The sequence below is a fragment of the Comamonas sp. 4034 genome, from assembly GCF_050434545.1.
In the GTDB taxonomy this organism is placed as follows: domain Bacteria; phylum Pseudomonadota; class Gammaproteobacteria; order Burkholderiales; family Burkholderiaceae_C; genus Comamonas; species Comamonas odontotermitis.
The window spans coordinates 145,967-172,455 of record NZ_JBNDIT010000004.1 but is presented as its reverse complement, the minus strand read 5'-3'; the positions used below and the strand labels follow the sequence as shown (position 1 = coordinate 172,455).

Sequence of the window (26,489 nt, the reverse complement as noted above, 5' to 3'; positions counted from 1 at the left end):
CAGCGCGGCAAACCCGCGCCATCTTGCGCCTTCATCGACCGGGTCTCACAGCTTGCCTTACAACCTGTGCAGGGCGGCCTTGTTGTTTGACATCGGCTTTGCACCAGATGCCACAGCTCTGCTGCTCAATATCACATTTGTGGGATGGCGCAATACCTGTTTGCAGTACGTAATCACTCTCTTGCTTCAATAGGTGGAAATTGGAAATAATGGGGCCGCCAAATATGTTTCTATTTGTGCTTTTATTGTGCAAATTGTTTTGTCACGAGGCCCATCATGAACCACGACCCTTTGCCCGAGACGCCAGCGCCGCCAATACGCAAGTTTTCTGGCGGGTGGCGGAGTCGTTCGATAGGCGCATTGGTGGTGGCAGGGGCATGGCTGATGGCCAGCGCAGCTTACGCACAGAGTTGCTCGCTTGGAGAGACACCGCTGTCGTTTGGCTTCACCGGCGCTGAACAGGTTGCTACCGTGCCGCAGGGAGTTCATTCGTTGACCGTGTACCTCAGTGGCGCGCAGGGCGGCTCTGGCAGAAGCGGGGTCGGCAGCGGTGGCCCCAATTCGCCAGGAGGCGTGGGGGGGTTGGGCGGGCGGGTCAGGGGTACGCTTGCGGTGACGCCCGGTGCGCAACTGTCCATATGGGTGGGAGGGCAAGGCTCGCAATCGGTCAACCCAGGGGGGATAGGGCAGGGTGTTGATGGCATTGGCGGAGGTGCCACGGACCTGCGTGTCAATGGCAACGCCATCGCCAATCGCGTGGCGATTGCTGGCGGTGGCGGAGGTGGAGGAAACGCCGGGTGGAGTATCACTGAGGTTATCGCCGGTGGAAATGGGGGGGTGGGTGGCGGTGGCACTGGCACTGCAGGCGCCAATGTGTCGGGCGGCCCGGGGCCATTTGGGGGTGGGGGTGGCGCTGTTGGCACTGGAGGGGCTGGCGGCGGTGGCTGCGGAAACTATCCTGCCACGGCAGGCAATGCTGCGAACGGCGATGGCGGTGATTCCTTCAATTTTTCGGGTTCCTTCAGCGGGGCGGGCTTTGGCGGCGGCGGTGGCGGTGGTGCTACCGTGGGGGCTGGTGGTGGAGGTGCAGGCGTAGGAACCACCGCCTGCCTGCAGAACTGGAACGGCGGCGGCGGTGGTGGCGCTGGCGGAAGCTCTGCCGCACCTGGGCTGACGACGGTGGCTTTCAACAATGGCGTGCAAGCGGGCAATGGGGCGGCGTTGATCTGTTTTGCACCTGCCGAATTTTCTGTAGGTGGAACCGTTTCGGGCCAGACGGGGCCCGTGAGCTTGGCGCTCTCGGCGACCAATCCAAGCAGCACGCAAAGTCTGGTGATCGGACAGGCAGCTTCGTCCTTTGCTTTTGCCACTCTCCTGCCGCAGGGCGCCAACTGGACCATCAATGTTTCTGGTACGCCAGCTGGACAGCTCTGCAGTGCCAGCCCGGCCAGTGGCTCGGCAATCAGTGCAGATGTGACAAACGTGGTGGTGAGCTGTACCACAGTGGCCGTTGACGTGACCCCTGCCTCTTTGCCTGGGGGTACGTTTGGTGCCAGCTATTCACAGACCTTGGCGGCATCCAGTGCCAATGGCGCGGTGGGGCCGTACAGTTTTACAGTCTCGGCGGGCACTCTTCCAGCCAATCTTGCGTTGTCGCCCGCAGGCGCACTGTCTGGTGTGCCCAGCGCAGCCGGTACCTTTGGTTTTACGGTTGAGGCGACTTCCGCCAATGGGTTCACCGGGCAGAGGGCATACACGCTGAACGTGCTCCAGGCCAGCCAGACGATCACCAATATGGCGGCTTCACCTGCAAGCCCCGTCTTCAGTCAGGGCGGGTCGTTCACGGTATCTGCCAGCGGCGGGGGATCGAGTGCGCCGGTCATTTTTGGCGTGGCGCCAGGTAGTTCCAGCGTGTGTTCGGCTGGCGGCACCAACGGTTCTCTCATCAGCATGCTCTCGGCAGGCACCTGTACGGTGCAGGCCAACCAGGCGGGGGATGCGAACTATCTGGCCGCAGCGCAGGTGGTACAGGATGTTGTGATCGGCAAGGGGCTGCAGACGATTTCCTTCAGCTCTGTGCCGCCTGCCAATCCGCGTGTCGGCGGCACGTATGAGGTGGTGACTGTGGCAGGTCCGTCGACCGAGCCGCTCGCCCTGGCTGTCAGCGGCGCATGCAGCCGGACCGGCAACACCATCAGCTTTGATGCGGTGGGTGCTTGCACCATCACGGCCAGCCAGAAGGGCGATGCCAATTATCTGGATGCGACGGGTGTGACGCAGACCATTGTCGTCGCGCAGGGCGGCTCGGGCGTGGATATCGGCTCCAGCCCGAATCCTTCGCTGCCGGGGCAGAGTGTGACGTTCACCGTAACAGTGGCTTTCGATGCGACCAAGAATGCCGCCTTGCTGACCAAGGCCGCGGCGATTCCATCAGGTACGGTCCAAATCACCGATGGCACGACCGTGCTGGGCTCTGCCACGCTGAATGCAGGCGTGGCGACCGTCACCACGAAGCAATTGATCTTGGTTGGCGATCATCAGATCGTGGCGAGCTACAGCGGTGATGCGAACTACCCAGCCACACAAAGCAGTGCCTTTGTGCAGACGGTGACTGCCCGTCCTGTGGAGCAGGTGCCGGGGTTGCAGCCGCTGGCGGTTGCCATGCTCGGCCTGATGGCGGCAGGCCTCGGTGCTTTGGCCCTGCGCCGCCGCCGGGGTTGCACGCATTCGGAAGCCCAATCACTTGATGGGTTGAAGTAAAAATAGCTGCCAGCGCTTTACGAGTAAGCGCTGGCAGCTATGGATTTCATAGTGGCTTGCCACACAGGCAGGCCCATGGCAATCAGGTGAACAGATTCTTCAGGCGATCAGCCCACGACTGGTTATTGGGCGTGTGTTTGGCTCCGCCTTTTTTCAGCGACTCGTCCAGCTCCTTGAGCAGCTTGCGCTGGTGTTCGGTCAGCTTGACGGGGGTTTCGACCACGATGTGCACGTACAGGTCGCCCGGGTAGCTGGCGCGCACGCCCTTGATGCCCTTGCCGCGCAGGCGGAACTGCTTGCCGGTCTGCGTGCCTTCGGGAATGTCGATGGCCGCCTTGCCGCCCAGGGTGGGCACTTCGATCTCTCCGCCCAGCGCGGCGGTGACCATGCTGACCGGTACCTCGCAGTGCAGATCGTCGCCATCGCGCTCGAACACTTCATGCTTGCGCACGCGGATCTCGATGTACAGATCGCCGGGCGGGCCACCATTCTGGCCGGGCTCGCCGTTGCCAGCGGAGCGGATGCGCATGCCGTCGTCGATACCGGCTGGGATGTTCACTTCCAGCGTCTTTTGCGACTTGATGCGGCCTTGGCCATGGCAGGCGACGCAAGGCTCGGGGATAACCTTGCCGGTGCCCCGGCAGTGCGGGCAGGCCTGCTGTACGGCAAAGAAGCCCTGGCGCATCTGCACCGTGCCGCTGCCATGGCAGGTGGAGCAGGTCTTGACCTGGGTGCCGGGCTTGGCGCCGCTGCCGTGGCAGGTGTCGCACTCGTCCCACGAAGGAATCTTGATCTGCGCGTTCTTGCCGTTGGCCGCTTCTTCCAGCGTGATGTCCATCGCATACGACAGGTCGTTGCCGCGATAGACCTGCGGGCCACCGCCGCGCCGGCCGCCGCCGCTGCCGAACATGTCGCCAAAGATGTCGCCAAACGCTTCGGCAAAGCCACCAAAGCCTTCACCGCCCATGCCGCCACGCATGCTGGGGTCCACGCCAGCGTGGCCGTACTGGTCGTAGGCGGCACGCTTTTGGCTGTCGGAGAGCATTTCGTAGGCTTCTTTGCACTCCTTGAACTTTTCTTCCGCTTCCTTGGCCTTTTCGCCCTGGTTGCGGTCGGGGTGGTACTTCATGGCCAGCTTGCGGTAGGCCGTTTTGATCTCGACTTCCGTGGAGGTCTTGGTGACGCCGAGGACTTCGTAATAATCGCGTTTGGACATGGTGTTCTTGAATTCTGTGGGTGATTAACCAGCGCCGTGCAGGTACGCCCGGGCATGGATGCCCACAAAGCTGCGGCCGGGATTGTCGCCGTCAATCCATTGCTGCGGGGGGAAAAGCTCAAACAACCCCACCTTGAACAGCGTGGGAATCGCCATCTTCAGCTCTTCTTCGACTGTGCCGCGCTCGCCGGCGTTGTAGAGCGCGATGTTGTAGAGCATGGTGGCCACGGTGCCGGTCTGTACCCGGCTTCCGTCCTTGAGCGTGACGGCGGGCAATGCGGCCGCGCCATCGGTGATCTTCTGGTTGACACGGCTGAGCTCTGCAACATGCAGTGCGTCGGTCGCAGGTGCTGTGGAAGATGTCATCGTGTGCCTTTGGATACTTGAATAAAAACAGGGCTTGGCGCCCGCCGACAAATCGCTATCAGTTACAAAAACAATAGCGGTTTTGCAGAAAAGCCATGCCGGAGTGCGGCGATGCGGACTCCGGCATGGGGTTCATTGGCGATTGGCGCGAGGCCCGGCTACGAGAAGGACTTAGTCCTTCTTCACTTCCTTGACTTCCGCATCCACGACGTTGTCGTCAGCAGCGGCGGCGCTGGCTCCGCCCGCAGCACCCGCTGCGCCTGCAGCCTGAGCGGCCTGGGCGTCGGCATACACCTTTTCGCCCAGCTTCTGGCTGACAGTCATCAGGGCCGTGGTCTTGGCTTCGATGGCGTCCTTGTCTTCGCCCTTCAAGGCCTCTTCCAGTTCCTTCACGGCGGCTTCGATCGCGGTCTTGTCGGCTGCGTCGATCTTGTCGCCGTGTTCGCCCAGGCTCTTGTTCACGCTGTGGACAGCGGCTTCGCCCTGATTCTTGGCCTGTACCAGTTCCAGCTTCTTCTTGTCGTCGGCGGCGTTCAGCTCGGCATCCTTCACCATCTTCTGGATTTCTTCCTCGGACAGGCCGGAGCTTGCCTTGATGGTGATCTTGTTTTCCTTGCCCGTGCCCTTGTCCTTGGCGCCCACGTGCAGGATGCCGTTGGCGTCGATGTCGAAGGTCACTTCGATCTGTGGCGTGCCACGGGGTGCAGCAGGAATGCCTTCGAGGTTGAACTCGCCCAGCAGCTTGTTGGCGCTGGCGATTTCGCGTTCACCCTGGAACACCTTGATCGTCACGGCAGGCTGGTTGTCTTCTGCAGTCGAATAGGTCTGCGCGAACTTGGTCGGGATGGTCGTATTCTTGGCGATCATCTTGGTCATCACGCCGCCCAGGGTTTCGATACCCAGCGACAGAGGCGTCACGTCCAGCAGCAGCACGTCGGAGCGATCACCGCCCAGCACCTGGCCCTGCACGGCAGCGCCCACAGCCACGGCTTCGTCAGGGTTCACGTCCTTGCGTGGATCCTTGCCGAAGAATTCCTTGACCTTTTCCTGCACCTTGGGCATACGGCTCATGCCGCCGACCAGGATCACGTCGTCAACGTCGGACACGGAGATGCCTGCATCCTTGATGGCGGTGCGGCAAGGAGCGATGGTGCGCTCGATCAGGTCGTCCACCAGCGATTCCAGCTTGGCGCGGGTCAGCTTGATGTTCAGGTGCTTGGGGCCCGTGGCATCCGCGGTGATGTAAGGCAGGTTGATGTCGGTGGCAGCCGAGCTCGACAGCTCGATCTTGGCCTTTTCGGCAGCTTCCTTCAGGCGCTGCAGGGCCAGCACGTCCTTGGATAGATCGACGGCCTGTTCCTTCTTGAACTCGCCAATGATGTATTCGATGATGCGCTGGTCGAAGTCTTCGCCGCCCAGGAAGGTGTCGCCGTTGGTCGACAGCACTTCGAACTGCTTTTCGCCATCCACGTCGGCGATTTCGATGATCGAGACGTCGAAGGTACCGCCACCCAGGTCATACACGGCAATCTTGCGATCACCCTTGCCGCCCTTGTCCAGGCCAAAAGCCAGGGCTGCGGCGGTAGGCTCGTTGATGATGCGCTTGACATCGAGACCGGCAATGCGGCCTGCATCCTTGGTGGCCTGGCGCTGCGCGTCGTTGAAGTACGCGGGCACGGTGATCACGGCCTCGGTCACGGCTTCGCCCAGGAAGTCCTCGGCGGTCTTCTTCATCTTGCGCAGCACTTCTGCGGAGATCTGTGGAGGGGCGAGCTTCTGGTCGCGCACCTGCACCCAGGCGTCACCGTTGTCGGCCTTGATGATCTGGAAGGGCATCAGGTCGATGTCTTTTTGCACTTCCTTGTCTTCGAACTTGCGACCGATCAGACGCTTGGCAGCATAGATCGTGTTCTTGGGGTTGGTGACTGCCTGGCGCTTTGCCGAGGCACCGACGAGGATCTCGCCGTCGTCCTGGTAGGCCACGATGGACGGGGTGGTGCGTGCGCCTTCGCTGTTTTCGATAACCCGGGTGTTATTGCCTTCCATCACAGCCACGCAGCTGTTGGTCGTTCCCAGGTCAATACCAATGATCTTTCCCATTTCTCTAACTCCTTTTATTCCGTTGGACGGTATCCCCGTCCGAATTGACTGTTATCTGTGGCGCTTTTTGCACCCTTCAAGGGGCGGGTTGCAAAAAACGCCAGGAGGTGCGTTATTTCGGTGCAGCCACCGTGACCAGGGCAGGGCGCAGGATGCGGTCGGCAATCATGTAGCCCTTCTGCAGCACGCCAACCACCGTGTTGGCGGGCTGGTCGGCGGGCACCATGGAGATGGCCTGGTGGTGGTGGGGGTCGAACTTTTCTCCGGCAGGCGGGTTGATCGCGATAACCTTGTTGCGCTCCAGCGCTGCATTGAGCTGGCGCAGGGTGGCGTCGGAGCCCTCGCGCAACTGCTCGGGGGTGGCGTTCTGGATGCCCAGGGCTGCTTCCAGGCTGTCGATCACAGGCAGCAGGCTGTCTGCAAAGCCCTCGATGCCGAACTTGCGGGCCTTGGCCACGTCTTCATCAGCCCGGCGGCGGGCGTTTTCCACATCGGCCTTGGCGCGCATGTACTGGTCGGCCAGTTCGGTATTCTTGGCTTGCAGTTCGGCCAATTGGGCTTGCAGATCATTCTGGGCATCGGCCGCGTTGGCTGCAGCCGCCGCTTCGATCTCTTCCGGAGACAGGGGTTGACCGTCCATGGGGTTGAGGTTGTCTGACATTGTTCTTTCTCGTATTCCCTAAAAACAAAAACTCTGGAGTGCATGTGGGTATGCATGCATGCTTTTCAAGAGGTTGGCTACGCGCGTGGCGGAAAAATGGCGTCCGTTCTGCCATAGTGGCTTTTACCCGGGTGGCGGGCTGAAGCCTGCGCGCATTGACAGGGTTTACCAGGTTTTCTATAATGCACGGTTTCCCCTTGCCACACCGCAACAAGACGCGCTTGAAAAGAATGCTATTTTGAGTGAGATGCGGGTGGCGCAATCCATAAGGAGTTTGCATGCGTCACTATGAGATCGTGCTGCTGATCCACCCCGATCAGAGCGAACAGGTTCCAGCAATGCTGGAGCGTTACAAGGGCATGATTACGGCCGGCGGCGGTAAGATCCACCGCGTTGAAGACTGGGGCCGTCGTCAACTCGCCTATCTGATCAACAAGCTGGCCAAGGCCCACTATCTGTGCCTGAATATCGAAGCCGACCAGGCTGTGATGGCTGAACTGGAACACGCGTTCAAGTTCAACGACGCTGTGCTGCGCCAACTGACTGTGCAGAAGAAGAAGGCTGAGACCACTCCTTCGGCCATGATGAAGACCGTGGAGCGCGAAGAAGCACGCAAGGCCAACCAGGCTGAGCACGCTGCCGCCGAGCGTTAATTCACAGTAGGAGGTGGAGAACCGCGTACTTGTGACAGCCGCCCTCGCAGAGATCAAGATTCTGCGATTTACCCCGGCTGGATTGCCTGCCATCGATGTTGTGCTGGAGCACCGCTCCACCCAGACCGAAGCCGGGCAGGCAAGACAAGTGAACGCGCTGCTCAAAGCCGTGGCCTTCGGGGCACTGGCAGAGCGGATTGCCCGGCAGGCTGTAGGGAGCAACTGGACATTTCAGGGGTTTCTCGCCACACCGCGCAACAGCAAATCGCTGGTTCTGCACATCCAGGATATTCAACCAGATACATATTGAGAGGTCCGAAATGGCCACGTTCAAGAAATTCAACAAAGACAAGCGCCCCAAGCGCAACACCCAGTCGCTGCTGTTCAAGCGCAAGCGCTTCTGCCGCTTCACCGTGACCGGCGTCGAAGAAATCGACTACAAGGATGTCGACACCCTGCGTGACTTCATCGCTGAAAACGGCAAGATCATCCCCGCACGCCTGACCGGCACGCGCGCCATCTACCAACGTCAGTTGAACACTGCCATCAAGCGCGCCCGCTTCCTGGCCATGGTTCCTTACTCTGACCAGCACAAGATCTAAGGAGCACGAAACATGCAAATCATTCTGCTCGACAAGGTTGTGAACCTGGGTAACCTGGGTGAGATCGTCAAGGTCAAGGACGGTTACGCACGTAACTTCCTGATCCCTTCGGGCCGCGCACGTCGCGCTACCGAAGCTGCCAAGGCTGAATTCGAAGCCAAGCGCGCTGAGCTGGAAAAGGCTGCTGCTGAAAAGCTGGCCGCTGCTCAAGTGCAAGGCGAGAAGCTGACTGGCCAGACCGTGAAGCTGACCCAGAAGGCTGGCGTTGACGGCCGTCTGTTCGGCTCGGTGACCAACCACGACATCGCTGACGAACTGAACAAAATGGGTTTCCAGGTTGTGAAGTCGCAAGTGCGTATGCCTAACGGTCCTATCAAGACCGTGAGCGAAAACACCGTGGAAGTGGCTCTGCACACCGACGTGGTGGTGGAAGTCAACGTGTCCGTCTACGGCGAGCACGTCTAAGCATCTGTGCGGCTGGCAGCATGGCTGCCGGCATGCGCTGCAAAGGCAATGGGTCTTCGGGCCCATTGCCTTTTTCTTTGGGGGCTTGCCGGTGCGTATCTCCAAGTCCAAGGGAGAACTGAACTTCAATAACAGGAGCGGCTAGCGATTTCCAGTATTGGAATTCAAATGTTTTTGTATTTGAGTCCAAAGCATGGCAAGCGCAGTCAGCTATGGTTTTTGTATCGGCAGCGGTGGCGCTGCAACCGGTTGCTTATGCCTCGAACACCACGGGTTTCCAGGTTCCATTAATGTTCCAGGTTGGACATTTCTTTTCGCCACCCGCTGCAATGCCGTAAGGTGCTACTAGCGACGCCATGCGTGCGAGGAATTTCCAGTTTGGAAGAAGGCCCATCACATGGATTTCATCATCGCCCTGATCCGCGAATACGGTGTGGGGATCGTCTTTCTCAATGTGCTGATCGAGCAGTTGGGCGCGCCCATTCCCGCCTACCCGGTGCTGATGGTGACGGCAGCCATCCACGGCGGTGCGCTGGCAGACCAGTTGCAGCTGGTGGCCGTGGCAGTTTTCGCGGCGCTGGTGGCCGACTATGTCTGGTTCGCACTGGGCCGCCGCTTTGGCCGCCGTGTGCTCTCGCGCATCTGCAAGATTTCGCTCTCACCCGACTCCTGCGTGCAGAACACCGAGTCGGTGTATGGCCGCTGGGGGGCCAAATCGCTGTTGGTGGCCAAGTTTGTACCGGGGTTTGCATCCATCGCCAGCGCTCTGGCGGGGGCGGTAGGCACCACGCCGGGCCGCTTTGTGCTGTTTGATGGCCTGGGCGCCTTGCTGTGGGTGGGCTCTGCGGTGTTTCTGGGCGGCTTGTTCAGCTCCACGGTGGCCGATCTGCTGGCCGTGCTGGCGCAACTGGGCCAATGGGGCCTGCTGCTGCTGGCACTGGCGTTTACCGTGTTCATTGCCCGGCGCTGGTGGAGCCGCCGCCAGGTGATCCGCTCATTGCGCATGGAACGGCTGACGGTGGCTGAGTTGAGCGACATGCTCCAAGGCGGCGAGCAGCCCGTCATTCTGGATGTGCGGCCCAGCATGGCGTTTGATGCCTCGCACATTCCCGGTGCACACTCCTACGATCCGCTGCACAAGGGGGCGGTGTTGCCTGCGATTGATCCGCAAGCGCAGGTGGTGGTGTATTGCGCCTGTCCCAACGAGGTCTCGGCCGCACGCATGGCCCAATTGTTGCGCAAGGCAGGCATCCCCAGGGTGCGCCCGCTGTTGGGCGGCATTGATGCCTGGGTGGATGCGGGTTACGGCGTGCATGGCGTGCACGGCGCCGCCACGCGCCAGGCGGTGCCTTCGGCCTGATTGGCCACAATCAGCCGCTGGCGCTTGCCAGGCTTGCGTCAGAACATCAAAAAGAATAGCGAGGCAATGGCCGTGGGCAGCAGGGCGCCCAGCAGCAGGCCGCCAATGCTGATGGATGCATTGCTGAAGCCGTGCTTGAGCAGCGCGACACCCGCAGGGTTGGGGGCGTTGGCAATCACGGTGAGGCCGCCGCCTGCCACGGCGCCCGCCATCAGCATGTACTTGGCAGCATCGCTCATGCCGCTGATCTGCGAGCCCAGGTAGGTGAGGGCGGCGTTGTCCGTGATGGCTGTGAGGCCCAGGGCACCGAAGAACAGGGTGAGCGGATCCATGCTGGCCACCAGCGGCTGCAGCCACCAGCTCTGCAGGCCACCGAGCACCACGAGGCCTGCCAGGAAGAATCCCACCAGCAATGCTTCTTTCAGGATCAGCGGGCTCTGGTAGCGCGCATACGCATGCGTATATCCCAGAAACAGCAGAAAAATGCCCAGAAACAGCACCGCATGGTGCGCCAGCATCACCACGGCCGCCAGCAGGACGAGGTGGACGGCCACGACGGACCACGGAATGGCATGCGCCGCGCTGTCTGGCTGCGTCGTACTCGCCACCAGGTGCTTGCGAATCACCCAGGTGGCAAGACTGGCGTTGATGACCACGGCAATCGCCGCTTTCCAGCCAAAATGCTGCACCATAAAGGCGCTGTCCCAGCCCCAGGCGCTGGCCACCATCAGCACCGGAGGGGCTGCGTACGAGGTGAGCGTGCCGCCGATCGACACATTGACGAACAGCACACCCAGCGCCAGGTATTTGTAGCGGGAGGGCATGGCGGGCGTGAACACCAGCGGCGCCAGTGTGAGAGCGGCAATCGTCATGGCGGCAGGCTCGGTGATGAGCGAGCCCATCAGCGGAACCACGGCCAGCCCAAGCCATGCCAGGGCCAGCGGGGTAGGCAGCGGTACTGCCTTGGCAATGCCTGCCAGCAGGTTCTGCACGGTTGCCACAATGGGGCGTGAGGCGGCCAACACCATGACCACGAATACAAACAGTGGCTCGGTATAGTTGCGTGATTCGGCGTAGCCGATGGCCTGCTGCGGGCCCGCCACCACGGCCATGGCGGCGATCAGCACCATGGCCCAGAAGCCGAAGACGATTTCTACCTCTCCGAGCAGATGGAAGACGCCTGCGTGGCGAGGGTAGCGGTGCGAGAGCCGCTCAAATTGCTTGGCGAGAAAGGTGTGCGTGAGGGCAATGGCAAAGATGCCTGCCGCGAGAATTTCAATCGAGGGCATGGAAGAGGTAGTTCCCATGCAAAGCTGGAGAAGGGCGATTCATCCGGCTTACTCCCCATGGATGCGAGGCGTCACCGGCAAAGCCCTGTCAGCATTGCACAATCCGCGAGGCGGCCCGACCTTCGCTATACCTGCCGCTGCACCCCATGTGACGACACCCTGCCCCTATTTTATCCGACGGAAGAAACTGGCCAGCTTCAAATATCCCTAGGCCCACGCCGCTTGCGGATGGCCCAGATGGCCAGCAGCACGGAAAACGCCACCACCACACCCATGACAATCCAGAACCCGAGCGGGTCCTGGCTCAATGGAATGCCGCCCACATTCATGCCGAACAGGCCTGCCATCAGGTTCACCGGCAGGGCCAGAACCGTGATCATCGTCAAGGTATAGAGCGAGCGGTTGGTGTCTTCGTTGATGCTGGCGGCAATCTCTTCCTGCAGCAGTTTGATGCGCTCTTCCAGCGACTGCATGTCGCGCAGGAAAACCGAGAACTCCTCGCTGGCGGCGCGCAGGGCCTGCCGGTCGTCATTGCCCATCCAGCGCGGCGGCGTCTGCAGAAGGCGCAGCAGCGCCGAGGGCTCCGGTGCCAGCAGGCGCTTGAAGCGTACCAGCAGGCGGCGCAACGCGCCGAGCTGGCGCGGGCGCATGGGCACACGCCCGCCCAGCATCTGGTCTTCGATCTGGTCCACGCGCTGGGTCACATTGCGCACGATGCGCACCAGCACATCGGCCTGGGCGCGTAGCAGGCGTTCGAGCAGCTGGGTGCTCGACTCCGGGATGCCGCCCTGGCGAATCTGCTGGCGCAGCGCATCGACCGAGCGCAGCGGGTGCGCGCGCGCCGAAATCACCACCCGTGGCGAAACCTGGATCCACATGGTGTGGATGTCGCCGGACTCGAAGTTGAAATCGAAGTCGATGTCGTTGATCACCGCCAGCAGCGAATCGTCCAGCCGCTCGATGCGGGTGGAGGCGACGCCGTCGCGCAACGCTTCAAAGTATTGTTCATCCAGCTGGCCGTACTGCTCCAGCCAGCGCAGGCAGTGGGCATTCGACAGGTTGAAATGCAGCCAGATGAAACTGTCGTTGGCCTGCGGGGCGGCCAGCCACTCCTGCGCTTGTGCGGCGGTCAGCGGCTCGGCTGCCGCCGTGCCCGTGAAGGCGTAGCCCCAGATGAGGCCGCTGTTGTCGGGAGGGGTGAAGAAGGGAGGAGACCCTGCGGTCGCCGTAGGCTCGGAAGTCAAGACAGGTCCACTCCGGCAATCAGAACAGGCGGCTGTGCAGCCTGTACCGCCCGTATGTGTATGGCGGGCTTGGCAGGTACAGAGGGGCTGAAGTGTTCAATGTTGTTGTTGGCATGGTTGAACCCATGAAGATCTGGAACCTGATTGTTCGCTCGCCATATGACAGAAATTTGACAAATTTTCGACAAGGGGAATGCGCCTGCCCATGCTGCAGGGCCTGCCAGGGCGTAAAAAAACCATGTGGGCAAAAAGCCGCACATGGTTGTGGGTGGTCGTGGCGGAGACGCGTGCCTGGGCTGTCAGTCCGGCATCGAGCAGTGTCCGCCGCTGGCATGCTGGCCGGAGCCGGCGGCGATCAGGGGGGCCTCAAAGCGCAGGTCCACGGGCTTGCTGTGGCTGTAGTCCCAGGCGATGAATGCGACCAGCACGATCCAGAAAGCGCTGCGTAGAAGGGGGATGTTCATGGCGGTTTCTCCTAGTGCTCAGAATCCAAAATGGCGGCGGATGCGCAGCCCGAAAATCGTCCCGGCAAAGGCGAGCGGCACCCAGATCCAGCCATGGATGCTGCCGGTGCTGATGCCCGAGAGCATGGCGCCCACATTGCAGCCAAAGGCCAGGCGCGAGCTGTAACCCAGCACCAGGCCTGCCACAAGCGCCACCAGCCATTGCGTACCGGTCAGTGCCTTGGCGGCAGCCGGCTTGCCTGCAGCAATCCACAGGGCCCCGGCCAGGATGCCGATGTTGGTGATGCTGGTGATGTCGAGCAGCACCGTCTCCTGCAGGCGCTGGGCATTGCCGGGCTGGCTCCAGAACCAGTTGGTGCCGAGGTCTACCAGGCCCGCGCCGTTGGCCACCTTGGCCGCCCACAGGCCAAAACCGTACACCACGCCCCAGGGCTGGCCGGCAATGATGAGGTTGAGCGTGGCAAAAATGGCAAGGCCAATGGCTCCCACGACCCATTTGCGCTGCCACACCGGTGGCGCGCTGTGTTGTTGCGCAGCACTGGCCTTGGCGCAGTAGGCCTGCACGCCCAGGCCAATCACCAGCAGCGCCGCCAATGTGGCTCCCAGCGCGGGTGCCCAGCCCCAGGTGCTGACCAGGCCCACTGCGGGCATGCGGCCCAGGTCAAGCCACCAGCCCAGGTGTATCGATCCGAGAAAGCTGCCCAGCGCGAACATCGGCAGGATGGCCGTGTTCATGGAGATACCCATGCCCGCCTTGTACAGCGTGCCGCTGCCGCAGCCGTCGGCAATCTGCATGCACAGGCCGAACACGAAGGCGCCCACCAGCAGGCTCACGCTGGGCGGGCCCAGGGCGGCGGTCAGCTCGGGGTAGTGGCCCAGCAGCGGCATGGCCATGGCGGCGGCCAGGGCCAGCAGCAGCAACTGGCCGAACACGCCGCGCGGGTCCTTTTCTTCGACCAGCATGCGCCAGCCGGTGGTAAAGCCAAAGCGCTGGCCTGCCAGGATGGCGCCCAGGCCGATGCCGACCAGGAACAGCGCCGCCTGGCGCAGGGAAACGCTCCACAACAGCCAGCCAAAGAAGGCAGCCATCAGGATCGACAGGGGAAATCGCTTCATATCAATGCGCGGTAATGCTATAAAAACAATAGCTTCTGGCGCGCAATGGTATTACGCCAGCAGCCAAAATGAATTGAATTATTTGAACTTGCGCTGCCACCACTGCTGGGCGTCATAGGCGAGCGACTGTGCGCGACCGGGCTGGTTCTGCATCGCGGGCGTATCGGGTTGCTGCGTCCAGTCGACCATCGAGCCCGCGTAGAGCTTGACGTGCGGCAAGCCCGCCATTTCGCTCAGGCCAAACCAGTCGGTGGCGGCCCAATGGCCGGTATTGCAGAAGGCGACCGTGTCCTGGCCGTCCTGGCGGGTGATCTTCTGCGCGATCTGCCGGGCCGTGTCGCGGTCCACGAACTGCGTCGTGCCTTTGACGAACCATTGATTGAAATCAAGCTGCTGCGCGCCGGGCAAGGTGCCTGATAGCTTGGCTGCTGGTGCGCGCGTTTCGCCCTTGTAGAAGGCGTCGGGGCGCGAATCGACCAACGCTGCATTGCTCAGATCCACATGCTGGCGCACCTGGTCGCGCGTGGCGATCAGGCTGTCATCCAGCGTGGGCTGGTAGTTGCTGGCTGCCACCTTTGGCACTTCGGTGCTCACGGGCTTGCCATCGGCCACCCAGCGCTTCATGCCGCCGTTGACAATGGACAGCTCTTTGAGGCCCAGCACCTTCAAGCTCCAGTACACGCGGGCCATGGCGCCAAAATCAGTGGCATCAGCGCCGGTGGACACCACCACCGCGTGGCTGGCCGGTGTCAGGCCCAGCGATTGCACCAGCGCCGTCAGCTTGGCGATATCGGGCAGCTCGCCCGGATTGGTGGCCGGGCCGCGCCACTTGCCATACGGCGCATTGAGCGCGCCGGGAATATGGCCCTGCGCGTACAGCTTGGGTTCTCGGATATCGATGACCACCGCCGCAGGCGATGCCTGCTGTGCGGTAGAGAGCTCGGCTGGGGTGAGCAAGGGCTGGGCTGCATGGGCAGCGGAGGCGAACCACGAGGTGGCTGCCAGCGCGCCGACCACGCTCAGCAGGCGAATGGTTTTCATGGCATTACCGTTTGACTTTCTGACAGACGGTATTGTCCCGCCATCTCTGGCGTTGTGGATCTATTCTTATGGATTGAATATATGGCGATAAGGTTATATGCAATTCAGAAATATCAATTGCATGGTCGCCACCACAGCCGAGGCGCCAAGCCCGCTCACACCTCGATGCAAGCCCGAAAGCCGCGTGCGGCGTAGTATGACTGCACGCCATTGTGGTAGGTGAACACGCGGTCGTAGCGGCGGTCGCCAAACAGGGCACCGCCCAGGGCGCGCACGGCATCGGGCGTGGCCAGCCAGCTCGATGTCTTCAGATCGAACGCTCCCAGGGTCTGCAGATGGCGGTACTGGGCTTCGTCCAGCAGTTGCGCGCCCATCTCCGCGGCCATGCCGGTGGCGCTTCCTGCAGGCTTGTTTTCCTTGCGTGCGGCAAGTGCCGCGTCGTCAAAGCACAGGCTGCGTCGGCCTGCGGGACTTTCTGCGGCGCAGTCGCAGAACAGCACGCTGCCGCCTGCGGCGCCTGCGCCGATCACATCGGGCTCGCCGCCCGAGGTCTCCATCTGCTGCAGCGAAGAGAGCGCACCGGGCGCGGCTTCCAGGCGGCTTTCGACGCTGGCCCAGGTGATACCGGCGTGCCGCTGTGGATGGGCATCAAAGCGCGCCTTCAGAGTGGCGATGAGTTGCTGTCGTTGCGTTTTGTTCATGGTTGGCAAACCCTTGTCAAGCGGCTGCTACTGTCGCGCACTTCTACAATTGCCGCAACCTGTTATTGATTGATTTGGACTACGGCGGCGCCAAGCCGCCGTATTGCGTGATGGATATTGTTGTCAACGAAGAACTCAAAGCCTACATCGACCCCTTGACCCCCGACGAGCATGCCGCCCTGGAGCGCAGCATCCTGGCCGAAGGCTGCCGCGATGCGCTGGTGCTGTGGGGCAATGTGCTGGTGGACGGCCACAACCGCTATGGCATCTGCCAGAAGCACGGGCTGCCGTTCAACACCGTGCAGAACACGCATTTCCAGTCGATGGAAGACGTCTATCTATGGATGATCGACCAGCACCTGGGCCGCCGCAGCGTGTCTGACTTCCAGCGCGGCGTGCTGGCGCTGCGCAAGCGTGAGATTCTGGAGCACCGCAAGCTGGAAAAGGCCCACCCGGTGGCGGCAGAGCCTTCGGCAGAGGGCGAAGCGGCGGCGGTTGCCAATGCGGATGAGGCGTTCTCGCCTGTGGATGCAGCCGAGCTGGAGAAAGTCGCCACACGCGAAGCCATTGCCAAGGCTGCACGCCTCTCCAGCAGCCAGGTGGCGCAGATCGAAAAGATCCAGAAAAGCGCCGCCCCTGAGCTGGTGGAGGCGCTCAAGGCAGGCGATATCTCGATCAATGCCGCCGCCGTGGTGGCCACCTTGCCGCGCGAAGAGCAGCAGGCTGCCGCGCAGGGCGGCAAGGACGAGCTCAAGCAGGTGGTCAAGCGCGTGCGCGAAGCCAAGCGCAAACCCAAGGAAGACAAGCCCGAAGGTGCTGCAGAGCCCGCACCCAGCGCCGCCCACGGCGCTGAGGCGGTGGATGCAGCGCTCGACAAGGCGCAGCAGCAGATCAGCGACCTGCGCGCCCGGGTGCAGGAGCTGGAAACCGAAAACGCCCAGCTGCGCCTGCAACTGGCCGCTGCGGCTTCCAGCGACCTGCCGGTGCCGGACGAGTCGCCTTTCTAAGAACGTGTTTAAAGTCTCCTCAACGGCCTGAGGGTCTCGAATTGTGTACGACTGATGTCGCTGGTAGCGTAGCCCTTATTTGCATGAAGCCTGTAGGGCAGTCTGCATCGATGTGGTTGATTTGAGGTCGCTCACTCGCTACGCTTAACACTTGCTCACTTTGCGGTAATCTGATGATTAAAGGCCAATTTATGGCGTTTCATAAATAATAAAAGCTTTACGATCAGCGCTGTCTCGGTGATACTGACGATCGCTACTGGCTGCTCGGTTGTCTGCAAACAAGAGGCGTTAGGTGAGTATTTTGATGGCTCAGCCATTACTGCGAAAAGCAAGGCCAAATTGGTCAACGATAGGGAAACATCCGCAACCAGCATCAAAATCAAAACCATTGAAGAGGGGGGGTGTTCAACTCTCAAGCTTTACCAAGTCGCCAAGGGAGAAGGATCGTGCAGGCGAGTTGACACGCTCCATCAATCGGGTAAACGAAGTGCGCAACAGCTTGAGGGTACGAATATAAGCGGTCAACTGGTTTATTTAGGGTAAATTAAAATCAGTTATATATTCGTTTATTCCATCGGGAGTGGTAATTGGTGCGGTGGATGAAATTACGGTTGTATAAATTAAGAGGGGGTTAAAAATATGCTGATTTCTTTGTCAAGGGAGCAGTTTGGAATAAATGAATGGCTCCGTGAGTCTCTCCCAAAGAGCCGTTTTGTCCAAATAATGCTGCGCTGCTTATTTGTTCTGGCCATGGGCCTGTTGGCATACACGCAAGCCGATGCCAAAAATGTGCTGGTACTGTCTACCTATAATTCCTACGGTGCGATCCCCAATTCTGCGACGGACTCAATGGATAACTTGGTGACCGAATTCACCAGCGCAGGCGATACAGTCACGCACATCAAGACACTGGATCAAGCCGGTGCGGTTTCGGCTGCCACATTCAGCTCCAGTGCTTATGATCTCGTAGTGGTTGCCAGGCTCGTCGCGCCTTTTGAAGCGGGCAATCTCTCTGCCATCAACCAAGCCATTGCCAACCGCAGTGCTAATGGATTTGCGCTGCTGTATGACACGGGCGGAGCTGCTTCGGGTGGTGCTGCCGCTGATCTGCTGGCAGAGCTTAAGTTGGCAGCCAATATTGACGCAGTAGCGTCTGCGCCTGTGGTGATGGATGTGAATTTTCAGCTCAACACGAACAATTCTCCATCCGTCGTTAGCAGCTTTTCGGGTCTCAATCCGTTGCGTGGAGGCTATATGTTCTACATGAACAATGTGCCTGCTGCCAACGTGCTTTACCTGCCGCCTAGCGAACCACTGCCAGCGACCGGAACTATGGTGAACAACGTCGCTGCTGTGTTCATCCCAAGCACACAATCCTTTGGCGGCAGTGGTGCCTGTCTGTTTGCCATGTCGGATATCTCCATGTTCGAGAGCCGAAATTATTTTGGTGGCACCTCCTCTGGCGTGACCAATAACTCGGGTGTTACCAACCAGGGGAAGATCGCCCCAGCTTTTTCTGCTGCCCTCTCGTCGGGCGGCGGCTGCGGCATCCCCGCCTCAATCGCCAAGACATTCTCCCCCACCTCGGTCAATGTAGGGCAGACCAGCACTCTGACCATTAGCGTCGGCAACACGGGTGCCACACCTATCAATGGCTTGATCGTGACTGATAATCTGCCAGCTCCTTTGCAAGTTGGCGGAGCAGCTACCACCACTTGCACCGGTGGCACGCTAGCGGCCCCTATGGGCGGTAGCTCGGTTTCGCTGAGTGGTAGTGTCGTGCCTGGCGGTGGCTGTTCCATTACCGTTCCGGTGATCTGGCCTGTCAGTGCAGCCAGCCAGTGCACTACAACAGGTTCAGGCGTCACAAACACCATCACCCCTGGCACTGATTTCTCGGTGACTGGCGCAGGCTATGTCAAAACCCCTGCCACTGCCACGCTGGCCTGCCCGGCAGTGCCAGATCTGGTGGTATCTGTGAATGCCGCCCCTGACCCTGTTGCAGCGGGCAGTACAGCTACCTACACCATCACTGTTACCAATCAGGGCGGTGCCGCTGCCGACCTCTCCAGCCTCAGCACTGTTCTGCCTGCTGGCGCTACCGTTGTTTCAACATCCACCCCGTGCGCTGGTGGCTTCGCTTGCAGTCTTGGCACCTTGACCACGGGGCAAACCGTCACCGTTAATGTCGTTGTCCAAATTCCTGCTACAGCACAGGCGGGTAGCAGTTATGCGCTTACTGCCAACGCCAGCACCGCAACCATTGAACCCGTTACCACCAACAACAGCGCCACTGCCAGTGTCAGCGTGGTTGCAGCACCCTTGCCAGATCTCGTTGTCTCGGCCAGCGCATTGCCCGCTACTGTTACGCCTGACAGCAACGCCACATACACCATCACCGTTACCAATCAGGGCAGCGCAGCAGCAGACAGCGTAAGCCTGAACAGCATCCTGCCCGCAGGCACAACCCTGGTCTCCGCCTCGGCACCTTGCAGTGGCTTGGCATGCAGCTTGGGCAGCATGGCGGTGGGGCAGAGCATTACGGTGACCGTGGTGGTGCACATTCCCGCATCTGCCGCAGCAGGCAGCACCTACCCACTGGTTGCCACTGCCAGTACGGTAACTACCGAGTCCAATATGGCTAACAACAGCGCAACTGCAAGCGTGACCGCGATCGCGGCAACGGGCTCGCAGCCTGCACCCGTTCCATCTTTAGGCCAGTGGGCATTGATGCTGGTTTCCCTTGCCTTGGCGGGGCTTGCTGCAGTTCGCTTGCGCCGCGCTTGAGCGCATTGATTCAAGTCGAGGAGGGGAGGCCTGATGCCTTCTCTCCTGAATCTGCTTTAAGCCCGGTTCTGCTGCGCCAGATTGCGCATCTGGCGCTGGCGGGCCCGCTGCGCGCGCGGGCGGGCCGCTTCGGCCTTCTGGCAGGCCAGGCGGTATTGCAGCAAGGTGGCTTCTGCGCCCTGCATCACGGCGGCGGGCAGGCGGCGCGGCCCCACATGGGTGTCGGCCGGTACGTCGCACTGGCCCATCATCAGTGCAATGCCCTGGCTCACATGCTCGGCGGTATGGACATGGAAGAGCCCCGCCTGCACAGCGTCCACCACGCGCTGGGCCAGCATCAGGTGGCGCTGGTTGCGCGCGGGGATGAGTACACCATGACTGCCGTCAAGACCCTGTTGGGCGCACAGGTCGAACCAGCCTTCGATCTTTTCGTTCAGGCCTCCCACGGGCAGCACTTCGCCATGCTGGTTGAGCGCCCCGGTCACTGCAATGTTCTGCAGCAGCGGCAGGCCCGACAGCGATGACAGTAGCGCATACAGCTCGGCGCAGCTGGCCGAATCGCCTTCGACGCCGCTGTATTCCTGCTCGAACACCACCGAGGCATTGAGCGCCAGTGGCGCCAGATGGCCAAAGAGCGCGGTCAGGTAGCTTTGCAGGATCAGCACGCCCTTGTCATGGATGGGGCCGGAGAGGGCGACTTCGCGCTCGATGTTCAGCACTCCCTCCTGGCCCGCATAGGTGCGCGCGGTGATGCGTGCGGGCAGGCCGAAGCGGTGGTCGCCGGTATCGATCTGCGACAGGCCGTTGAGCTGGCCTACGGCACTGCCGACAAACGAGATGACGTGTTCGCCCTCGGCGATGGCATCGTGCAGTGCTTCTTCCATGGCGTTGTGGCGCTCGCGGTGCGCGGCCAGCGCAGCTTCCACATCGGCGGCCTGCACCAGGCGGCCTGTGCCCGATTGGCGGGCGCGTTGCGCGCTCTCGATCAGCAGGGCTTCGAGCTGGTTCAACTGGCCGCTCTGGCGCTGCTGGTCATCGGCCTCGCGGTGCGATTGCTCCAGCAGCCGCGCCACGGCGCTGGCGTCGCAGTGCGGCAATTGGTAGAGCGCGCAGCGCTGCGCCATCAAGGCCGCGGTGGCGCGGTAGGTGGCTGCCGTGGCCTTGAAGTGTTCGGCAAAATCGACCTTGACGCGGAAGCGCCGCGCCATGTCCGGGTCATGCTCCTGCATCTGGTAATAGCTCTCTTCCGAGCCTACCAGCACGAGCTTGAAGTGCAATGGCAGCAACTCCGGCTGCATGCCGCCGCTGTTGCTGGGCCCCTGGGCGGCGTGCACGTCGTCGATGCGCAGCTGGCGGGTGCGCAGCACGCGGCGCAGCGCCTGCCAGCAGGCTTCGTCGCCCACCATGTCGCGCAGGTGCAGCAACAAAAAGCCGCCGTCGGCGCGCAGCACGCTGCCGGCGCGGATGCACGAGAAATCGCTGCGGTGCTCGTCGTCTTCAGGCGGGTCGATGGTGCCGAACAGGTTGCGCAGGCTGGGCTGGTCTTCGGTGATGACTGGCGCTCGGGTCTCACCATGGTGATCGACCACCAGGTTGAGCTGGCTGAGCGAGCGCAGCGCCTGGCGCCGGGCTTCGAGGCGGGCACGGGCGTCGTCGCGGGCATCCTGTGATTCGCCTTCGCCTTCGATGCTGTCGGTGGTGTCGAGCAGGGCGTCGGCATCCTGCGCGATGCTGCGCGGCACCCACAGCGCCATGTTCTTGAGCCATTCGGCCTGCATCTGGGACAGCCAGCGCTGCAAGGTGGCGGCATGTTCGGGCGCGGGGCTCAGGCCGTCGAGCGCCTGGACGGCACCAGCCTGCCACAGCGGTGTGGCCAGCGACTGGTAGAAGAGGTGGAGTGCCGCATCGCGCGCGCTGTGTGCCTGACGCAGCTGGCCGCGAAACTGGGCTAGTTGCAGCCGCAACTGGTATTCCAGATCGATGGCAGGGGACGCAGGCTCGGCTGACGCGGCCGGGTTGGCGGGCACCTCTGCGCTTGCTCCAGCCGGTGGCGCGCTGTCTGCAACCGGCAGGTTGAGCTGCACCACCACGGCGCTTTCGACGGGCGCTGCGGTGCTGATGGCTGCTGTACCGGTGGGGGCCGTACCGACTGGTTCGGTATTAGATGCTTCTGAATTGATAGCTACTGGCGCTTGTCCATACTGCGCCAGTGCCTCATTTTCTTCAAAATTGTCGTTGCTGTCCTCGGCGCCGGGCTCGGCCTGGGCGTTGGGGTCTGCGGGGCTGGCGCTGTCGGGGTTCTCGGCGGGATCGGCTGCCGATTCCACCACCAGCTGGCCTTCCTCGCGGCGAATGCGCAGGCCTACGCTGCTCGCCCAGTCGCGCAGGCTGGCAAAGCCTGCTTCTTCGGCCAGGCGCGCCTGGTTGTAGAGCTGCTCGATCTGGCGGCGGTGCTGCGCTTCGTTGACGGCCTTGTCCAGCTGCTCGGGCAGTTTGTCGATCAGGCCTTCGATACGCTTTTTCAATACGCGGCCCTGGCCGGCGGGCAGGCGCACCGCCAGCGGCCGCTCAGGTACGGCAAAATTGTGGACAAAAGCGATGTCTGGCGCTGCAGGGCGGCGCGCGGCCTCGGCTTGCATGGCCTGGCGCAGCAAGGAGGTGCGACCGCTGCCTTCTTCGCCCAGCACGAACAGGTGGTAGTCGGGCTGGTCGAGCCCCAGGCCGAATTCGGCAGCCGCCTGGGCGCGCTGCTGGCCGATCCAGGAAAACGGCTCGTTCACCAGCTCAGCGGTGCTGGCAAAGCCCAGGCTGGCAGGATCGATGGACAGGCGCAGCTGGCGCGCGTGCAGGAGCTCGGCGCAGACGGGAGTCGGAGAGGCAGGAATGCGGGAATCAGACAATGGGGAGTATTCCTTGGTCATTAGAGAGCGGAAGCTGGGGCAGGAGCTGGCGCAGCCAGTGCCAGGTACATGATGTGTTGCGGCCCGTAGCCGCCGCCCAGGTACAGCTCGCCGGTTGCCACGAATCCGCAGCGTTGGTAGAGCTGGTAGGCCGCATCGTTCTTGCAGTTCACCGTCAGGTACAACCGGCTGGCGGGCAGGCCCAGGTGGCGGATGTAGGCAGGCATGGCCTGCAGCGCATGCTTTGCCAGGCCCTGGCCCTGGTAGTTGCTGCCGACAAAGAAGGAGCGCAGGCCCAGGGCACTTTCCGGTGCAAACGGGTGGCTGGTGGAAAACTGCGTGTCGAGCCGGAAAAAGCCGACGGCCTGGCCGTTTTGTACCATCACATGGCGGCTGATTCCCGGCTCCTGCGATTGCAGGAGTGCTTCCAGATCGCCGATGAATGGTTGCTGCTGCGGATGCATGGTCAGCTGGCGTACCTGAACCTGCCAGGAGGCATCCGCTTCAAGAGGGCAAAGCTGCATCATGTGGCTCCCCGGGTTGGCCAGCCCTGCAGATGCTGCTGGGTCAGCTCGGACAGTGCGGTGATCCATGTGGGCTGGTCGTTCAGGCAGGGAATGTAGTCGAACCGCTCGCCGCCAGCGTGCATGAAGGCTTCGCGCACCTCCTGGTTGATCTCTTCCAGGGTTTCCAGGCAATCGGCGGCAAAGCCGGGGCACATGACCTGCACGTGCCGGGTTCCTTGCTGTGCGAGGGCGATCAGGCTGGGTTCAGTGTAGGGCTCCAGCCACTTGGCTTTGCCAAAGCGCGACTGGAAGGTGACCATGTATTCGCCCTCACGCAGGCCCAGCGCTGCAGCCAGCAGCGTGGCGGTTTCCCGCGATTGGCGCTCGTATGGATCGCCCAGGCGCACATTGCGCTCGGGAATGCCGTGAAAGCTCAGCACCAGCTTTTCGGCGCGGCCCTCCTGCTGCCAGTGCTTGCGCACCGATGCGGCCAGCGCGGCAATGTAGCCGGGGTGGCGGTGGTAATCGTTCACGAAGCGCAGCTCGGGGAGGGCACGCACGCCACGGCTCCAGGCGCCCACGGCGTCGATCACGCTTGCCGTGGTGGTGGCCGAATACTGCGGGTACAGCGGCAGCACCAGCACCCGGCGCACGCCTTCGGCCATGAAGGCATCGAGCTGGCTCGCGATGGAAGGGTTGCCATAGCGCATGGCAGGCCGCACCCGCACGCGGTGCCCGGCTTCGCCCAGCCAGCCGCGCAGCAGCTTGGCCTGTTTTTCGGTCCATACGGCCAGCGGCGAGCCTTCGGGCATCCACACGGTCTGGTACTTGGCGGCCGATTTGGCGGGGCGGGTACGCAGGATCACGCCGTGCAGCAGTGGCTTCCAGACCACGGCCGGAATCTCGACCACACGGGGGTCGCTCAGAAATTCGGCCAGATAGCGGCGAGTGGCGGCGGGGGTGGGAGCGTCGGGCGTGCCCAGGTTGCACAGCAGAATGCCGGTGGTGTTCTGGGGTTCGGTGCCTGGGAGAGGGCTGGGGCTTGAAACCATGCGGCCATTGTCGCAGCTTGGGCAGCTTGGCCGTGGGGGTGAGGGCCAAGAGCTTGTTCAAAGTAGGCAAAATACATGCCATGCTTGATCTTGACCGTATCCGTGCCATCAGCCTTGACCTGGATGACACCCTGTGGCCCGTGCTACCCACCCTCAAGGCTGCCGAAGCAGCGCAGCACCGCTTTCTAAGCGAACATGCGCCCGCAACGGCCACCTTGCTGCAGGACAAGGCGGTGGCCGGAGCCATCCGCCAGTCGGTACGTGACGACTATGTGCACAAGGCCCACGACATGACGCATTTCCGGCAGCAGTTCATCCGCCGCGCGCTGCTGCAGGCCGGGGAGGACGAGGCACTCGTCGAGCCCACGTTTGCGCAGTTTTACGCGGCGCGCAACCAGGTGACATGGTTTGCCGAGGTGGAGGATTCGCTGGCGTGGCTGTCGGCGCGCTACCCCCTGGTGGCCGTCTCCAACGGCAATGCCCGGCTGGACTGGGTGGGGCTTGCGCCCTGGTTTGCTGCCTGTGCCAGCGCCCATGAGGTGGGTGTGGCCAAGCCCCATGCGGGCATTTTCACGGCAGCATCGCAGGCGATTGCTGTGCCGCTGGCGGCATTTCTGCATGTGGGAGACGATGCCGCGCTGGATGTGGAAGGCGCACTGGCCTGCGGCATGCAGGCAGCCTGGGTGCAACGCCAGGAGCTGGACTACCACCAGGCTGCCGTTAGTGCCACCCATCTGCAGTGGCCGCTTGCCAGCCAGGCGCCCCAGGCCATGGTGCGCGATCTGGCCGAGCTGTGCCTGCTGCTTGGGCGGGCGGTCCGATAAACTTTATTGAAACAGAAGAAATCGGCTTGCAGCGCTTTCTGGTATTGTGCAGGATGCTATTAATTGTATAGCTTCAAAGATAGGCCAGCGCACGTGCCGCCGCAACACCACTGCGTACCGCGCCTTCCAGCGTGGCGGGGTAGGGGCCATCGATGTAGTCGCCGCAGGCCACCAATGCGGGCGCCACCTGCATATCAGGCCGTACCAGGCCCGGCGTGCAGGCAAAGGTGGCGCGCTTTTCCACCACGGTTTGCAGTGGCTGCAGAGCCAGACCCAACTGGGCCTGCGCCTGGGCGATGACTTGCTGCTCGATCTGTGCCCGGCCACCCACGCTGGTGCTGATGACGAATGCCAGCAAGCCGGCGGGACCGCCTAATTGACCACGGTCGAACACGAACTGCGCAGGGTGCTCTGCCGTATTGCGCAACGCCAGCAGTGGCGCAGGCAGGCTGTGGCCGGATGGAGGCGTGGCCGGATTCCAGGCATAGACAGTGGCGATGGCTGTGTGCTCCAGCGCGCAGGTTGCCTGCAACCAGTCGGCAGCGGGTATCTGCGCGTCTGCCACCAGGCGCGCCGCCTCCCAGGGCGATGCGGCCAGCACCACGGCATCGAACGGAATGCCCTGAACCAGCCAGCCGCCCTGGGGCGCGGCGCTGATATGCTGCACGCGCCGGCTGGTATAGCCGCTATGGCCGCGCGCGGCCAGCCACTGCACCGCTGTGCCGGGAAAGAGGTTGCCCAGATCGATCTGCGGCAGCCAGAACTGCGAGCCCTTGCGGATGGCAAACAGGCTGTCTTGCAGCACCCGCAGGAAAACGCGGCCGCTGGCTTGGTCGATAGGTGTGTTCAGTGCCGATATGCACAGCGGATCAAAGAACTCGGTCAGCAGGCGCTGTGGCAACCCTGCGCACAGGTCGGCCACGGTTGCCCTCGGCGCACAACCAAAGCCCTGAAGCCGCCAGCGCGTGGCGCGGGCGAGCAGCTGTGCCCGCTCGGCCAGCGACCAGCCCCGCGCGCTGGCAATGCCCCACAGCGCGTCCCAGGGCGTGGGCCAGTCCGGAAACCGGATGCCACTGCCATCGGGGTAGCGCAGGGACAGCGGCACCTGGGTGAAAGCCGCTTCGGCATGAATGCCCACGCGCTCCATGAGCGTGCGGCAGGCGGTGTACGCGCCGATCAGGATGTGCTGGCCGTTGTCGGCAGTGCATGTCTCCCCATTGGGCAGTTGCAAGGCCAGACCGCGTGCACGCCCGCCCCATTGGGCGGCGGCTTCGTACACGGTAACTTTGTGCGGTGTGGTGAAGGCCAGTTCTACTGCAGCGGCCATGCCAGCCCAGCCGCCGCCGATGACGGCAATGCGCTTGTTCGTCGTCAT

General features: G+C 62.1%; 24 protein-coding genes. 9 read left to right on the top strand and 15 right to left on the bottom strand.

Going from position 1 to position 26,489, the window contains the following annotated elements:
• The first annotated feature begins 276 nt into the window (after nucleotides 1–276).
• On the top strand, nucleotides 277–2,760 hold the full coding sequence (locus ABIE32_RS06375) for an Ig-like domain repeat protein (RefSeq protein WP_429014797.1): 2,484 nt from the start codon (nucleotides 277–279) through the stop codon (nucleotides 2,758–2,760).
• Nucleotides 2,761–2,842: 82 nt separating this feature from the next.
• Here the strand turns inward: ABIE32_RS06375 and dnaJ are convergent, their stop codons facing one another.
• The 4 genes from dnaJ to grpE form a co-directional block, all read right to left on the bottom strand.
• Nucleotides 2,843–3,976 (bottom strand): molecular chaperone DnaJ, encoded by a 1,134-nt coding sequence (gene dnaJ / locus ABIE32_RS06370; RefSeq protein WP_224149994.1) that lies wholly within the window; start codon nucleotides 3,974–3,976, stop codon nucleotides 2,843–2,845.
• A 24-nt stretch (nucleotides 3,977–4,000) separates the two neighbouring features.
• The gene (locus tag ABIE32_RS06365) at nucleotides 4,001–4,342 is read right to left on the bottom strand and encodes a DUF7709 family protein (RefSeq protein ID WP_224149993.1); all 342 of its coding nucleotides are present in this window, start codon (nucleotides 4,340–4,342) and stop codon (nucleotides 4,001–4,003) included.
• A 171-nt stretch (nucleotides 4,343–4,513) separates the two neighbouring features.
• Nucleotides 4,514–6,442, bottom strand: a complete 1,929-nt coding sequence (gene dnaK, locus ABIE32_RS06360) for a molecular chaperone DnaK (RefSeq protein WP_224149992.1) — start codon at nucleotides 6,440–6,442, stop codon at nucleotides 4,514–4,516.
• A 112-nt stretch (nucleotides 6,443–6,554) separates the two neighbouring features.
• Nucleotides 6,555–7,103: a nucleotide exchange factor GrpE gene (gene grpE, locus ABIE32_RS06355; protein ID WP_429014796.1), complete on the bottom strand. Its 549-nt coding sequence runs from the start codon at nucleotides 7,101–7,103 to the stop codon at nucleotides 6,555–6,557.
• Between the two features lie 278 nt (nucleotides 7,104–7,381).
• On the opposite strand from grpE, the gene rpsF reads away from it, so the two are divergent.
• The 5 genes from rpsF (at nucleotide 7,382) to ABIE32_RS06330 (ending at nucleotide 10,183) form a co-directional block, all read left to right on the top strand.
• Nucleotides 7,382–7,756, top strand: coding sequence for a 30S ribosomal protein S6 (gene rpsF / locus ABIE32_RS06350; RefSeq protein WP_184707549.1), 375 nt, complete (start codon nucleotides 7,382–7,384; stop codon nucleotides 7,754–7,756).
• 13 nt (nucleotides 7,757–7,769) lie between these two features.
• Complete coding sequence (priB, locus tag ABIE32_RS06345) at nucleotides 7,770–8,066, top strand: primosomal replication protein N (protein ID WP_224149990.1); 297 nt, start codon at nucleotides 7,770–7,772, stop codon at nucleotides 8,064–8,066.
• Nucleotides 8,067–8,076: 10 nt separating this feature from the next.
• Nucleotides 8,077–8,358 carry a 30S ribosomal protein S18 gene (gene rpsR / locus ABIE32_RS06340; RefSeq protein ID WP_184707545.1) on the top strand — a complete coding sequence of 94 codons (282 nt, stop codon included), beginning with the start codon at nucleotides 8,077–8,079 and terminating at the stop codon, nucleotides 8,356–8,358.
• A gap of 12 nt (nucleotides 8,359–8,370) precedes the next feature.
• The gene (gene rplI / locus ABIE32_RS06335; RefSeq protein ID WP_224149989.1) at nucleotides 8,371–8,823 is read left to right on the top strand and encodes a 50S ribosomal protein L9; all 453 of its coding nucleotides are present in this window, start codon (nucleotides 8,371–8,373) and stop codon (nucleotides 8,821–8,823) included.
• 397 nt (nucleotides 8,824–9,220) lie between these two features.
• Nucleotides 9,221–10,183: a rhodanese-like domain-containing protein gene (locus tag ABIE32_RS06330; RefSeq protein WP_429014795.1), complete on the top strand. Its 963-nt coding sequence runs from the start codon at nucleotides 9,221–9,223 to the stop codon at nucleotides 10,181–10,183.
• 38 nt (nucleotides 10,184–10,221) lie between these two features.
• Here the strand turns inward: ABIE32_RS06330 and ABIE32_RS06325 are convergent, their stop codons facing one another.
• From ABIE32_RS06325 to ABIE32_RS06300, 6 genes are all read right to left on the bottom strand, one after another.
• Complete coding sequence (locus tag ABIE32_RS06325) at nucleotides 10,222–11,472, bottom strand: putative Na+/H+ antiporter (RefSeq protein WP_429014793.1); 1,251 nt, start codon at nucleotides 11,470–11,472, stop codon at nucleotides 10,222–10,224.
• A gap of 197 nt (nucleotides 11,473–11,669) precedes the next feature.
• Nucleotides 11,670–12,716: a transporter gene (locus ABIE32_RS06320; RefSeq protein WP_224149986.1), complete on the bottom strand. Its 1,047-nt coding sequence runs from the start codon at nucleotides 12,714–12,716 to the stop codon at nucleotides 11,670–11,672.
• 299 nt (nucleotides 12,717–13,015) lie between these two features.
• Nucleotides 13,016–13,180: a hypothetical protein gene (locus ABIE32_RS06315; protein WP_184707534.1), complete on the bottom strand. Its 165-nt coding sequence runs from the start codon at nucleotides 13,178–13,180 to the stop codon at nucleotides 13,016–13,018.
• 18 nt (nucleotides 13,181–13,198) lie between these two features.
• On the bottom strand, nucleotides 13,199–14,296 hold the full coding sequence (locus tag ABIE32_RS06310; protein WP_429014791.1) for a YeeE/YedE thiosulfate transporter family protein: 1,098 nt from the start codon (nucleotides 14,294–14,296) through the stop codon (nucleotides 13,199–13,201).
• A gap of 78 nt (nucleotides 14,297–14,374) precedes the next feature.
• Nucleotides 14,375–15,337 (bottom strand): sulfurtransferase, encoded by a 963-nt coding sequence (locus tag ABIE32_RS06305; protein WP_429014790.1) that lies wholly within the window; start codon nucleotides 15,335–15,337, stop codon nucleotides 14,375–14,377.
• A 155-nt stretch (nucleotides 15,338–15,492) separates the two neighbouring features.
• A complete protein-coding gene (locus ABIE32_RS06300; RefSeq protein WP_429014788.1) occupies nucleotides 15,493–16,038 on the bottom strand; it encodes a DUF4256 domain-containing protein in 546 nt (181 codons plus the stop codon).
• A 110-nt stretch (nucleotides 16,039–16,148) separates the two neighbouring features.
• Between ABIE32_RS06300 and ABIE32_RS06295 the strand changes: the two genes are divergently transcribed.
• Nucleotides 16,149–17,045 (top strand): plasmid replication/partition related protein, encoded by an 897-nt coding sequence (locus tag ABIE32_RS06295; RefSeq protein WP_224152743.1) that lies wholly within the window; start codon nucleotides 16,149–16,151, stop codon nucleotides 17,043–17,045.
• Nucleotides 17,046–17,200: 155 nt separating this feature from the next.
• On the opposite strand, the gene ABIE32_RS06290 is transcribed toward ABIE32_RS06295, so the two are convergent.
• Entirely contained in the window at nucleotides 17,201–17,434 is a 234-nt protein-coding gene (locus tag ABIE32_RS06290; RefSeq protein WP_429014786.1) for a hypothetical protein, read from the bottom strand.
• Nucleotides 17,435–17,684: 250 nt separating this feature from the next.
• On the opposite strand from ABIE32_RS06290, the gene ABIE32_RS06285 reads away from it, so the two are divergent.
• Entirely contained in the window at nucleotides 17,685–19,832 is a 2,148-nt protein-coding gene (locus ABIE32_RS06285; RefSeq protein ID WP_429014784.1) for an NEW3 domain-containing protein, read from the top strand.
• Between the two features lie 56 nt (nucleotides 19,833–19,888).
• Here ABIE32_RS06285 and ABIE32_RS06280 read toward each other — a convergent pair whose 3' ends face one another.
• Genes ABIE32_RS06280 through hemH form a run of 3 tightly spaced genes read right to left on the bottom strand, consistent with a single transcriptional unit; the run spans nucleotide 19,889 to nucleotide 24,290 of the window.
• Nucleotides 19,889–22,732, bottom strand: a complete 2,844-nt coding sequence (locus ABIE32_RS06280; RefSeq protein WP_429014782.1) for an AAA family ATPase — start codon at nucleotides 22,730–22,732, stop codon at nucleotides 19,889–19,891.
• A 20-nt stretch (nucleotides 22,733–22,752) separates the two neighbouring features.
• A complete protein-coding gene (locus ABIE32_RS06275; RefSeq protein ID WP_429014780.1) occupies nucleotides 22,753–23,256 on the bottom strand; it encodes a GNAT family N-acetyltransferase in 504 nt (167 codons plus the stop codon).
• Complete coding sequence (gene hemH / locus ABIE32_RS06270; RefSeq protein WP_429014778.1) at nucleotides 23,256–24,290, bottom strand: ferrochelatase; 1,035 nt, start codon at nucleotides 24,288–24,290, stop codon at nucleotides 23,256–23,258. The genes ABIE32_RS06275 and hemH overlap by 1 nt, the downstream gene beginning before the upstream one ends.
• Before the next feature lie 80 nt (nucleotides 24,291–24,370).
• Between hemH and ABIE32_RS06265 the strand changes: the two genes are divergently transcribed.
• Nucleotides 24,371–25,114, top strand: coding sequence for an HAD family hydrolase (locus ABIE32_RS06265; protein WP_429014777.1), 744 nt, complete (start codon nucleotides 24,371–24,373; stop codon nucleotides 25,112–25,114).
• Nucleotides 25,115–25,187: 73 nt separating this feature from the next.
• On the opposite strand, the gene hpnE is transcribed toward ABIE32_RS06265, so the two are convergent.
• The gene (hpnE, locus tag ABIE32_RS06260; protein WP_429014775.1) at nucleotides 25,188–26,489 is read right to left on the bottom strand and encodes a hydroxysqualene dehydroxylase HpnE; all 1,302 of its coding nucleotides are present in this window, start codon (nucleotides 26,487–26,489) and stop codon (nucleotides 25,188–25,190) included.